Genomic DNA, 11538 nt, shown 5'->3' on the forward strand with positions numbered 1-11538 from the left:
TGTCAGGTGGCTGCCGGTATTTGGCAAAGCGCCCCGTCAGAAGATGGAGAAGTTGTAGCTGACAATGACCCGTGTCTCGTCCATGTCACGCGCCCACTTTTCATAGTTGCTGCGGTAAGTGGAATTACGCAGGCGCACACTGACGTCCTTGAACGTGCCACTTTGCACCTGGTACTTGAACTCGGTGTCGCGTTCCCATTCTTTGCCTTCGGCCGTGCTGCCCGGCACCTTGATATTGTCACCGTTGATGTAACGAGTGAAGAAGGTCAGGCCGGGCACGCCCAGGGCCTTGAAGTCATAGTCATAACGCACCTGCCAGGAACGTTCCTCGGCGGCGGCGAAGTCGTTGACCTGGGCATAGTTGACCAGGTACGGGTTGGTGCCATCCAGGTATGGCATGGCACTGTCGCCATACATGCGTTGCCAGCCGGCACTGAGCTTGTGGCCACCCAGGCTGTAGCCGAGCATGCCGCTGAACGCGCGATGGTCGATTTCGCCGGCGCGGGCATTGCCGATGTCGTCACTCTTGATCAAGCGCAGGTCTGCCGACAGGCTGCCCACCGCCAATGGCTGGCTGGCCACCAGGCCGAGGAAGTGCTGGCGGTAGATGTTCTCCAGCTTGGCCACCTGGTACTGGGCGCTGAAGCGCTCGTTGAAACGGTAGTCGACACCGGCCAGGTCAAAGTGGTCAGCCTCGATATCGCAGGCATAGCGCTTGTTCTTGCAATGCACGCGAATGTCCTGGCGGTCGGTGGAATCCCGTGCGGTGTACTTGTCCAGGCGGGCCAGGGTGAACTTCAGGTCGCGCACTTCTTCGGAGGTGAGCATGGCGCCATGGAACATGGTCGGCAGCAGGCGGCCATCGTTGTACTTGAGCAGCGGCACATCCGGCATCATCGAACCGTACTTGAGCACGGTATTGGAAACCTTGACCTTGGCCGCCAGGCCCATCTTCGCGTACTGGTCCGCCGAGTGCCGTGGGTCATGGCCGGAAGACGGCAACAGGCCGCTGTTGCTGTCTGCCGGGCTGGAGTCAAGTTTGAAGCCGAACATGCCCAGCGCATCCACGCCAAAACCTACCGGCCCCTGGGTATAACCCGACTGCACATTGAGGATGAAACCTTGTGCCCATTCTTCGCGTTTGGACGCTCCCTGGCTGGAGCTGCTGTGGCCGTCACGGAAATCCCGGTTGAAATAGACATTGCGTGCTTCGACCTTAGCACTGCTGTCTTCAAGAAAACCGGCGGCCTGGGCATTGACGCCGGCACACAACAGGAACAAGCCGGCAACACGACGCCCGGGGGCGATGGGGAAAGGGGCAAACATGGGAGAAAACATCCAGAATCAAGGCGAGTAAACAACCTGTGGCACGTGCTGGCCACGGTACTGCGAGGGGGCCGAACAATAGCCGGCCATCATCTGAAATTATCGCGCGAAGGCTCTGGCACGGGCCATTGGACCATGGTCTAAGCGCACCGCAAGGCAACCGCGAAAAAACCGGACAATACCGCGCGCAAAACTAGGAAAGTTCCCGGCTTACTTACAAAAAGTTTGCAGTTTACCCAGTACCCATGAATGACTACACTCGATATCAGCGAACAGCGGAACCCACCCGCGTGGCCGGCGTTTTTATTCTTCTTCAATGTTCGTCACGCCCTGCCACGACCGACGTACAGGAGTGATTACAGTGTCCAGACTTGCAGAGTTTCGTGCTGCCGAAAAAGCGCTCCAGGAACAGATGGCGCAACTGGAAGCGTTGAAAAAGGATGCCGGCCTCAAACGCGAAATCGAATTCGAGCAGAAACTAGTCGGCCTGATGAAAAGCTACGACAAGAGCCTGCGCGATATCATCGCCATCCTCGACCCGAAGGCAGTGGCCCGGGTTTCCAGTGCAGCACCCAAGCAACAGCGCCGCGCGCGCGTGGTGAAGGTTTACACCAACCCGCACACCGGCGAGCGGATCGAGACCAAAGGCGGCAACCACCGCGGGCTCAAGGCCTGGAAAGAACAATACGGAGCCGCCACGGTAGAAAGCTGGGTACGCTGATGAAACGTCCACACGTGCTTCACACTTTTTTCACAAGGGCTGGCTCAGTATCGAGACAGCTAAAGGACTAGCGACCCCATCACGCGCCCGCACATGCGGGCCTCTAATTCCAGCGCCCTGCCTCGTGCAGGGCGCTTTCATTTGCGCAATCGGCACACTGCCGTATCATGGCCGGCCTGTCTGTTTTGCCGGCGCCCTGCGCCCGGCCCCGTCTCAGGAGTTCCCATGAGCCTGCATGATCTGCAAACCCTGCCTGGCGTCACCGCCCAACCGGACGCCGCCACCGCCCAGTTCGTCTTCAACCACACCATGCTGCGGGTCAAGGACATCGAGAAGTCCCTGGACTTCTATACCCGCGTGCTGGGCTTCCGCCTGGTGGACAAGCGCGACTTCCCCGAAGCTGCCTTCAGCCTGTACTTCCTGGCCCTGGTCGACCCGGCGCAGATCCCGGCCGATGACAGCGAACGCCACCAGTGGATGAAGTCGATCCCGGGCGTGCTGGAGCTGACCCACAACCACGGCACCGAAAACGATGCCGAGTTTGCCTACCACAACGGCAACACCGACCCACGCGGCTTTGGCCACATCTGCATCTCGGTACCGGACGTACGCGCCGCCTGCGCACGCTTCGAGGCACTGGACGTACCGTTCCAGAAGCGCCTGCAGGACGGGCGCATGAACCACCTGGCCTTCGTCAAGGACCCGGACGGTTACTGGGTCGAAGTAATCCAGCCGACCGAACTCAAAGGCTGAGCGCTCATCGCGGCTCGCTCGTCGGGCCGGGAACTCCCGGCCCCTTGCTGTGGTATATGAAGGTAACTGCTTCACATGCCACAGCGAGGTAAGGACGATGCAATCTCTTCACTGTGAATATCGCAAGCACACCATCACCGCCAGCGTGATGCCCCACCCCGATTCCCCCCTGCCCTATGCCGCCGGGTGCCTGATCACCGACCCCGACGGACACACCAGCAGGCGCATGTCGATGCCGATGAAGTTCTTCTCCGACCTCGAGAACGCACAGCATGTGTCGCTGGCCCATGGCCGGGCGCTGGTCGACCAGCAGCTGGATGAAGGGCACAAGGTGTTCTGACCTTGTCGATGCCTGTGCCGGCCTCTTCGCGGATAAACCCGCTCCCACAGGGGTAGCGCCGCTGCTACATGCGTGCGCTATCCCTGTGGGAGCGGGTTTACCCGCGAAAGGGCCGGCACCGGAGTAATCAGATATCCCGGGCGTACGCCACCGCCGCCTCCACCTGCGCCAAGGTGGGTCGCACCCCGGTGTACAGCACGAACTGCTCCAGCGCCTGCAGCGCAATCACCTCCAGCCCGGTGATCACCGGCTTGCCCAACGCCCGCGCCCGTCGGATCAACGGTGTGCTCTCCGGCATCGCCACCACGTCGAACACCCGCGCCGCCGCGGCGATGGCGTTCTCGGAAAACGCCAGCTCCTCGGCCTCGGGCCCGCCCGCCATGCCGATCGGCGTCACGTTCACCAGCATGGGTGGGCACAGGTCGCCCAGCTCCGCCACCCAGCGATAACCACACACATCCGCCAGCTGCCGCCCCGCCTGCTCGTTGCGCGCAACGATGATGCCTTCGGCGAACCCGGCATCGCGCAAGGCACTGGCTACCGCCTTGGCCATGCCGCCACTGCCGCGCAGGGCAAACGCCGTGGTCGGGTCGACCTGGTGTTGCTCCAGCAACTGGCGCACGGCCAGGTAATCGGTGTTGTAAGCCTTCAGGTGACCATTGCTATTGACCAGGGTATTGACCGACTCGATGGCCGCCGCCGATGGGTCGATCTCGTCGACCAGGGCCATGCAGGCCTCCTTGTACGGCATCGATACCCCGCAACCGCGGATACCCAAGGCACGTATGCCCGCCACCGCCGCCGGCAGGTCATCGGTGCGCATGGCCTTGTAGTAGAAGTCCAGGCCCAGCTGCTGGTACAGGTGGTTGTGGAACCGTACCCCGAAGGTGCCGGGGCGGCCCGCCAGGGAGATGCACAGCACGGTGTCTCTGCTGGGAGTTGTCGACATAACCTGCTCCTTTGTCATAACTGAAACGTTTGTTCAGCGTAACAGACGTAACCGCTGGTCGTCGCTTACACAACCTTTACCGTTCCCCCGTGCTCAGCTGACGAAAAGTGGAGTCATAGTAATAGGACCCCACACTTGGGGTGTCCTTGCGAGGGTTTCTTCATGAACCGTCACATTCCCGGAATCGCCCTGCTGGTCGGCGCCCTGGCCATCAGCGCGCCCGCTGTCGCCCACGGCGGCCATGGCCATGGCGGTTGGTATGGCCCCGGCCCGCTGCTGGGTGCGGCCGTGGTTGGCGCCGTGGTCGGGGCGACGGTTTATGGCGGGCGTGACCGTACCGTGTACGTCGAGCGCCAACCGGTCTACTACGGGCCGCCACCGGTGTACGTGCAACCACCGCCGGTGTACTACCAGCCGTACTACGTGCCAGCACCACCGCCCCCGGGCTACCGCACCTACTACGGCCCGCCACCGGTGTATTACGGCCCGCCGCGGTGGTAAATGTTGATAGAACCAATGACCACTATCGAGGAAGTTAATTTCAAACCGCCCCGGCTGCTGCGTAAGGTAGGGCCATGTTTTACAGGAGGTCCACATGGCCACTATCCAGATCATGTCCGTCGTCGGCAGTGCCGTCCCCGCTTCGCTGCGTCAGCAGGGCCTGCTGGCATGCTGGTACCTGGTACGCAACGGCGAAGCCGTAAGCGGCCCGATGCCGACCCTCGCCTCGGCCCAGGCCCTGGTCGAACAGTTGCAACCAGGCACCCTGGTCGCCTGACCCGTATTTGTTGTGCGTTGCTCCCTACGCCCTTCTGGCCCGCCTACCTGGCGGGTCTTTTTTTGCCTGGGCGTTACGCCTGAACCTCCCCGCTGCAGGCTATGAACATTGCCAACAACGCGGCCAACTGGTGCTCGCGCTGACCATAGCCCGCGCCAGGCAGGCTGGCCCAGATCGGCGCGGCCTTGGCGATCGCCTGGGCAATGCGGCCGGCCTTGATCATTGCCATTGCGCCACACTCGCTCAGCAACTTGATGGCCGCCAGGTCCTGGGCCTCAGGGGTAAAGCGGCCATTGAAGCCATAAGTGCTCACGATGGCATCCCAGGTACCGGCCAAAATCTGGTACCGCCCTGCCGCAGAGCTGTGGATGCCGTAGCTGGGCAACCACACCTTCTGCCTCGGGTGCCTGCTGTAGTCATTGAACAGTTGGCCGCCGACCAGGACGTTGTAGCCATCGTCACTGGCAGCGATGGTCGAGGTACCCTCGGACCAGGCCAGCATGTCCAGGAATGCGAGCACGTTCGCGCCGCCGGCAGCGGCAGAATCCAATCGAGCCATGTTGTCTCCATACAGAAAAGGGCCCATACGCATGGGCATGAACAGAATTTGTCTTGCGGGCCGCCTCACTCACCCTGCTTCCCGCGCAGGCGGGCGATCCCCTCGCCCTGGACGGTGACCTGCCGGGGAGGATGGCCGCCCCGACTGGTCAGCGCTTCGATCTTGCCTTCCAGGCGCCCTACGGTGACCACCAGCTCATTGCGCTCCTTGGCAAACTGATCGGCCCTGGCCTGCGCTTCTCTTCGGGCGTCACGCTCGATATCGAGCAGCTCGTTCAGGCGCCGGACCACGCCAATATCAGCGTTGTCCATGGCACGGTCAGCCGCATCCCTGGACAGCCACTTGCGCAGCCAGAGGAATGCACCCAGCAACACGGTGCCTGTTCCGCCCAGCCAGGTGATGGTGCCTGGGCCGAGGTCAGTCGGGTCCATGAAAACCTCATAACGGATGGTGATGTCGTAAGCCTGGAGAACAGCTTCTCGGTGGCTTTCCTTGCTTGCACATTTAATTTAGCCTACAGCTAATATCATGACAAGAGAAATTTAGCCTTGAGCATATTTAGCAGCAAGCTAAACACTGGCATGCTTCGCCCCATGGACATCTACGAAATTCGCAAGCACAACCTGGTCAAGCTGATCGGCAGCCAAAGGAAGGGATCCTGCGCAGAGCGCTGGGGGATGGCGCCTGCGCACCTGAGCCAGATCCTCTCGGACAAGACAGCGAAGAACCTGGGCGATGACGTGGCCCGCAGGATCGAGGGCATCGAAGGCTTGCCGCGGGGGTGGTTCGACGCGATGGCAGCGGGCGACCAGGCGCAGTCGCCGGTCGAGGCTGGCGACAGCAAGCTTTCCGCGGCCGACCTGGTCAAGCAGATGCTTGCCAGAAGCGGCAGGGGCATCCCCGAAGAAACCCGGCAAAGGCTGCTGGCCGCCGCCGAGGAGCCGGCAGACTCGACGCTGGTGGCGGCTGAACTTGTTCGGCCAGGCCTGGTGGGCGACGAAGTGTGGATTGCCCACTACGACGTCCGTGCGGCCATGGGCGGCGGGCAGATCCCCCACGACTACCCCGAGATGTTCAAGGATGTTCGCGTCAGCCCAAGCCACCTGCGCGAGCTGGGCGTGGAGTTCAGCGAGCACCACCACCTGAAGATGGTGACCGGCTGGGGGCAGTCGATGGAACCGACCATCAAGCACCGCGACCCGCTGATCGTGGACGTCAGCATTCGCGAGTTCGTCGGCGATGGAATCTACTTCTTCTCCTGGGGCGACCACATCTACATCAAGCGGCTGCAGATTGCCGACGAAGACCATTTCGAGATGATTTCCGACAACTCGCGGCACAAGGACCGCATGATTCGCCGGGAAGAGACCTACATCCAGGCCAGGGTGCTGCTGGTTTGGAATGCACACCTTGTGTAAAGCGAAGCCCACCACCCCGGTGTAATGCTGTCCATTCGCGCAACTGGGGCCGCCTTGCGGCCCTTCGCGGGCAAGCCCGCTCCCACAGCCAAGCGGTACGCGTACCCTGTGGGAGCGGCTTTAGCCGCGAAGAATCCAACGCGGTGCATGGCACCGGCTGCGCCGGTGTTCGCGGCTAAAGCCGCTCCCACAAAGTCCCTGCTAATTTAATGAGTTATGCGCAGTTCTATGGGAGCGGGCTTGCCCGCGAAGGGCTGCAAGGCAGCCCCAATCGATGTCACATCAGTCTTGAGTGAACAGCATTACGCAACCCGCAGGCTCTTTCTGACCTTCAGAAAGGTGCCGCCTCCTCGACCTGCTGCTCGCTGTCCTGCTCGACGATAAAGTCATCGCGCTCCTCCACGCTGCCGCGCTCCCAGCGCACCGTCACGCTCTCGTCGTCGTTGAAGGTCAGTTCCAGCTCGGGCGTCTCGGCCAGCAGGCCCATCACCTCCTCCCACTCGGCATCACCGTCGGTATCCAGGCGATGCACCGTCACCCAGCGCTGCGTCTGCGCGAGCGGGTGGTTGATCATCGCTGATACCCGCAAGCTCAGCCGCTCTATTCCGGTCATTTCCTGGCGCTGATGGGGCGTCGACTTCAAGGGCTTAGACATATTCTTATCCTGACATCTGTATATTCGTACAGTATTCAAGGAAAGCTTATCTCACCGCCAAATCAAGCGTAAAGCCCCCGATGTGGAAAATTTTCGCCAACAGGTAATTTGTCGCCCGGCGAAATAATTTTAGCCATGAGCTATTGACGATGATTTAGCGTAAGGCTAAATTTCATTCCAGCAGCCGCCATCGTGCTGCTGCGGCACCCACCGTCATTTTCATTCAGGAGTTCTCCCCATGAGCGTAGACATCCGCAACCTTACCCTCGCCGTTCCGGTAGCTGAATCGTCGATCAGCACCGTAGCGGTCGAACTCACCGGCAGCGAAGCGATTGCCCTGTACCCGAACTACGTGACAGTGCTCAGCGATGGTTCGGTCCAGTTGTCTGCCCCCACCAAAGGCGCTTCGAGCAAAAGCACCCGCAGGACCCGCTGCGAGTGGTCGGAGCCGAAATACTGGACCTTGGGCGGTGCCCCAAATCACTGGAATCGCCAGGAAATGACGCTGACCAAGGTCAACTGGGCGCAGAAGGTGGTAATCGCGCAGATGCACGTCTACGGGGACGACAGCCCGCCCGTGAAGGTGTTCTGGAAAAAGGGCGACATCACCCTGGGTTTTCGGCGGACCTACAACCAGACTGACCCGATCAACTCGACGGTGCTCAAGGGGGTACCGCTGGGGGCAAAGTTCGAGGTGAGCATCCATGCCACCGCAGCAGGCGTGGTCAACGTTACGGCCAAGTGCAATGGCGTGAGCGGTACGTCCGGCGATCTGCAGTTCGACAGCACCTGGGCTACACAGCTATTCGAGTTCCACGGCGGGGTCTACAACCAGGTGGACTACACCGATACCACGCCCGCCGATGACGGCTCGATCTGCATCATCAGCGACCTCTCGCTGATCCATGCCTGAACCCAGGCCGCCGGCAAGACTTCCCGATGCCCCTGCCCCCGACGCAGGTTGCATCGGGATCGCCTTTGGCTGAACTCCAGGTGGGCCGCTCATGGCTGCCGCTCAAACTTCCTGTTTCCCAGATGAACTAAGCTAATCGGATGTCTTTTTTCCAGATCAGGGTTAGGCCCCCATGAGACTGTTCGATTTCATTGATGGCAGTATGGAACCCATTCTCCAGGCTTGGGAAAATTACGCCCGCTCGGTTGAAACAGAGCTGCCGAAGCAGGACTCCATCGGCTTGCGCAATCATGCCGAGAAGATGCTCCGCACCGTGGCCGCAGATATGAGAACGCCCCAGAGCAGGCAACAACAGTCCGAGAAAGCACAAGGGAGAGGCCCCAGGAGTTCCAGCGAAACCGCAGCGCAGACCCACGCGGTTGCTCGCTTGATAGCTGGGTTCTCGATGGACCAGATGGTGTCCGAATACCGGGCATTGCGCGCAAGCGTTCTGTCACTCTGGCTTACCCAGGAGTCGTTCGCAGACGCGCATCATGTTAAGGACATGATCCGGTTCAATGAAGCGATTGACCAGGCGCTCGCAGAGTCGATCGCGGCCTACGGAACGGCAGTCGAGGCGACCCGGAAAATGGTGCTCGCCGTGCTCGGTCATGATTTGCGTTCGCCCTTGGGCGCGATAGCGGAAAATGGATCTGAACTCTATCTGCCAGGCTGTCATTGACGAACTGCGCACGGCATTCCCGCACGCGCGGATCATCCTGGATGAGCAGGCGCACATCACCGGGCAATTCGACCCTGACCGCATCTCTCAGGTTTTCTCCAACCTGATAGGCAATGCCCTGCGCCATGGCGATGCGACGGCCCCGATCAAGGTCACGGAGGCCAGGGTGGATGGTGTTCCACGGGGCAGCGTCCAGAATTCCGGAGAGCCTATTCCACCCGAGGTGATGCCCTACATCTTCAAGCCGGAAGGGCGATACTCGAGCTACTCATCCGGAGAGCGGGGCTCCGCAGCGGGGCTCGGCCTCGGCCTGTTCATCGCATCGGAGATCGTGGCGAACCACGGTGGCAGAATTGAGGTGGAGTCGACCGAAGAGGAAGGGACGACCTTCGAGGTTGTTCTGCTGTCTTCGGCAGAGTGATGATGGGTACAGGACAGGTGACTTTCAAGCAGGTCCAAGTCAGAAAGAAGTGACCGCTCAAAGAACCAATAACAAAGGTTTTGATCAAGGAAAATGCGCCGGAGGGTTAGCATCTGCTTTGGGTCGAAAGCTGCCAATCACGAGTGGCCGCTCTCGACCCTTGGCTGTCATTTTGCCCAACAGCAATCATTGTGGGAGCGGGTTTACCCGCGAACACCGGCACCGCCGGTGCCATCCACCGCGGCGCCTGCTTCGCGGGTAAACCCGCTCCCACAGAGTACGCGTCGCGCTTACGAAACCAGTTATCTTTTAGCGTCCGCTTTGGGTCGATAGCGGTCATTCACGACCCGGCAGCTTTCGACCCAAAGCAGACACCTGATGCCAAGGCCGCTTCGCGACCCATCGGTCATTCAGGAATTGATATACCGGCATGAAATAGTGCCGCAATAATAAACGGAGACTTTTTCTCCAGGTATTCAGCCATCCCACCCGTATTGCTCGCCTCCAATTGTAGCTTCAGCGCTTCATACTGCTGGCGGATCAAGGCATCACGCCTAAGCAAATCTCTGAACCCCAGCATCTGGGTGATCGTAAGGTGGCCACGGGTACAAGCGTGGAGCTTGTGCGTGCGAATTCCATCCACATTACGCCGGTAGAAATGATGCCCCTCCGATAGATCACTTCCTCGTACATATCCCAAACCCATCAAAATCTCGTCCCGCTGCGAGGCATTGCTATGATCGCGAACTTCGATGAGCACATCGATCTCGGGCTTCGCCGCGAGCCCCTGAACAGAGGTACTACCAACATGGTGTATGGCAATCAGTTCATCGCCAAAGGCCGAAGCGATGATTGGCTTGTCTGCCAGAAAGCGAGCGGGCCACATGGGGTTGTAGGGAGTGATCTTGCTGGTCAGTGCCATTTCCGTTCCTTGGCGGCTAGTATCTAAGCCCTGAATGTTCCCTCAAAAAATGTGCATTCTCCAGGGACTGCTTACGAAAACCTCGGCAGTACGGCGATTCAGCAGATCGTATGCTGTCCTCCACCAAGGGCCGCTTTGGGTCGAAAGCCACGGATCGTGGATGACTGACTTCCTCAAGGTGTGAAGTTGCCCTTCGACTGCCATCTGATTTCCCCTCGCTATTCCAACGACTCAAATTCCTTGAGTCTACGCCCTAAGAACTCCAGTGCTCGCTGGAATACGGGATGGCAATCGGCGTAGGGAAGCTCATCTAGCGGAGCCCAGAAAAACTCGAACACATGGCCGTGGTCATCTAGTGTCTGATGGGTCCAGCTTTCTGGGAGATCACGCAATGCTCGACAAAGTTGAAACGACCATATTTGATCTAGATGTTCGGCATTCCAGCACCCCAAGTCCGTTTCAACTATCGCGTCGTCGATGCCAGACTCCTCTGCCAGCTCACGCAAGGCGGCCTCGCTGGGAGCTTCCCCACTCTCAATAGTGCCTTTTACCAGTTGCGTGCCTGCCATAGGGTGTCGGAATAGTAGAAGCCTGGACGGTGGCGAAGACGACAGCACTACAGGGCATACCTTGCCAGGAATCATTGCTCTCTCCATATGAAGCTCGAAAAGCCATCCATGATAGGCGTTCAGTTTGGCTTGTACGAATCGGGAAACGGAAGGGCATTGTAGGCAGAGAACGGCGTTCGACCTGATAGCCGTACGCTACTTTTCTCCAGCGTCTGCAATGAGCAGTGAGCAGCACGAATTGGAACGTCGCACCTCGCGATGCAGAGGCATGGTCGCGAAGACCGAGTGGAAGAGTTCGACAGTCAAGCGCGCCGCTATCGCCCGGGTCAAGGCGATGTTCCGCGCGGCTGTGTTTGACTGGGCCGAACTGGCGAAGCTGGAAGCGAACGTAATTGGTACAGAATTGGTACAGGATTAAATTTCGTTCACGTTGCGCCCTTTAGTCATAAGGCATTCGACAGCAATTCAGCCATACTCCAGAATGCAGCGGTTT

General features: G+C 59.8%; 15 protein-coding genes and 1 pseudogene. 9 read left to right on the top strand and 7 right to left on the bottom strand.

What is annotated here, in order from left to right; genetic code table 11:
* Positions 1–36: 36 nt before the first annotated feature.
* Positions 37–1326, bottom strand: coding sequence for an OprD family porin (locus tag CAG00_RS19945; RefSeq protein WP_085665156.1), 1290 nt, complete (start codon positions 1324–1326; stop codon positions 37–39).
* Between the two features lie 361 nt (positions 1327–1687).
* On the opposite strand from CAG00_RS19945, the gene CAG00_RS19950 reads away from it, so the two are divergent.
* From CAG00_RS19950 to CAG00_RS19960, 3 genes are all read left to right on the top strand, one after another.
* On the top strand, positions 1688–2047 hold the full coding sequence (locus tag CAG00_RS19950) for a histone-like nucleoid-structuring protein, MvaT/MvaU family (protein WP_015270810.1): 360 nt from the start codon (positions 1688–1690) through the stop codon (positions 2045–2047).
* Positions 2048–2272: 225 nt separating this feature from the next.
* A complete protein-coding gene (gene gloA, locus CAG00_RS19955) occupies positions 2273–2800 on the top strand; it encodes a lactoylglutathione lyase (RefSeq protein ID WP_025338689.1) in 528 nt (175 codons plus the stop codon).
* A gap of 97 nt (positions 2801–2897) precedes the next feature.
* The gene (locus tag CAG00_RS19960; protein ID WP_013973119.1) at positions 2898–3140 is read left to right on the top strand and encodes a hypothetical protein; all 243 of its coding nucleotides are present in this window, start codon (positions 2898–2900) and stop codon (positions 3138–3140) included.
* A 127-nt stretch (positions 3141–3267) separates the two neighbouring features.
* On the opposite strand, the gene CAG00_RS19965 is transcribed toward CAG00_RS19960, so the two are convergent.
* A complete protein-coding gene (locus CAG00_RS19965) occupies positions 3268–4089 on the bottom strand; it encodes a shikimate 5-dehydrogenase (protein WP_085665157.1) in 822 nt (273 codons plus the stop codon).
* A gap of 162 nt (positions 4090–4251) precedes the next feature.
* On the opposite strand from CAG00_RS19965, the gene CAG00_RS19970 reads away from it, so the two are divergent.
* Together CAG00_RS19970 and CAG00_RS19975 are read left to right on the top strand one after the other, a co-directional pair.
* Positions 4252–4590 carry a hypothetical protein gene (locus CAG00_RS19970; protein ID WP_085665158.1) on the top strand — a complete coding sequence of 113 codons (339 nt, stop codon included), beginning with the start codon at positions 4252–4254 and terminating at the stop codon, positions 4588–4590.
* Between the two features lie 94 nt (positions 4591–4684).
* Positions 4685–4867 carry a hypothetical protein gene (locus CAG00_RS19975; protein ID WP_025338686.1) on the top strand — a complete coding sequence of 61 codons (183 nt, stop codon included), beginning with the start codon at positions 4685–4687 and terminating at the stop codon, positions 4865–4867.
* A gap of 73 nt (positions 4868–4940) precedes the next feature.
* Here CAG00_RS19975 and CAG00_RS19980 read toward each other — a convergent pair whose 3' ends face one another.
* Positions 4941–5426, bottom strand: coding sequence for a glycoside hydrolase family protein (locus CAG00_RS19980; RefSeq protein ID WP_085665159.1), 486 nt, complete (start codon positions 5424–5426; stop codon positions 4941–4943).
* Positions 5427–5491: 65 nt separating this feature from the next.
* Positions 5492–5857 (bottom strand): chemotaxis protein, encoded by a 366-nt coding sequence (locus tag CAG00_RS19985; protein WP_085665160.1) that lies wholly within the window; start codon positions 5855–5857, stop codon positions 5492–5494.
* A 162-nt stretch (positions 5858–6019) separates the two neighbouring features.
* Here CAG00_RS19985 and CAG00_RS19990 point away from each other — a divergent pair, with 162 nt between their 5' ends.
* Positions 6020–6844 carry a S24 family peptidase gene (locus tag CAG00_RS19990; RefSeq protein WP_085615186.1) on the top strand — a complete coding sequence of 275 codons (825 nt, stop codon included), beginning with the start codon at positions 6020–6022 and terminating at the stop codon, positions 6842–6844.
* 331 nt (positions 6845–7175) lie between these two features.
* Here the strand turns inward: CAG00_RS19990 and CAG00_RS19995 are convergent, their stop codons facing one another.
* Positions 7176–7499, bottom strand: coding sequence for a DUF1654 domain-containing protein (locus CAG00_RS19995; RefSeq protein ID WP_025338682.1), 324 nt, complete (start codon positions 7497–7499; stop codon positions 7176–7178).
* A 238-nt stretch (positions 7500–7737) separates the two neighbouring features.
* Between CAG00_RS19995 and CAG00_RS20000 the strand changes: the two genes are divergently transcribed.
* Together CAG00_RS20000 and CAG00_RS20005 are read left to right on the top strand one after the other, a co-directional pair.
* Positions 7738–8412: a polysaccharide lyase family 7 protein gene (locus CAG00_RS20000; protein WP_085665161.1), complete on the top strand. Its 675-nt coding sequence runs from the start codon at positions 7738–7740 to the stop codon at positions 8410–8412.
* Between the two features lie 172 nt (positions 8413–8584).
* Positions 8585–9554 (top strand): annotated as a pseudogene (locus CAG00_RS20005) (sensor histidine kinase).
* Between the two features lie 406 nt (positions 9555–9960).
* Here CAG00_RS20005 and CAG00_RS20015 read toward each other — a convergent pair.
* Complete coding sequence (locus tag CAG00_RS20015) at positions 9961–10476, bottom strand: GrpB family protein (protein ID WP_085665163.1); 516 nt, start codon at positions 10474–10476, stop codon at positions 9961–9963.
* A 218-nt stretch (positions 10477–10694) separates the two neighbouring features.
* Complete coding sequence (locus tag CAG00_RS20020; protein WP_085615180.1) at positions 10695–11120, bottom strand: NUDIX domain-containing protein; 426 nt, start codon at positions 11118–11120, stop codon at positions 10695–10697.
* 193 nt (positions 11121–11313) lie between these two features.
* Here CAG00_RS20020 and CAG00_RS20025 point away from each other — a divergent pair, with 193 nt between their 5' ends.
* A complete protein-coding gene (locus CAG00_RS20025) occupies positions 11314–11463 on the top strand; it encodes a hypothetical protein (protein ID WP_176240902.1) in 150 nt (49 codons plus the stop codon).
* Positions 11464–11538: the final 75 nt, after the last annotated feature.

The sequence above is a fragment of the Pseudomonas sp. B5(2017) genome, assembly GCF_002112825.1.
Taxonomy (GTDB): Bacteria; Pseudomonadota; Gammaproteobacteria; order Pseudomonadales; family Pseudomonadaceae; genus Aquipseudomonas; species Aquipseudomonas putida_Z.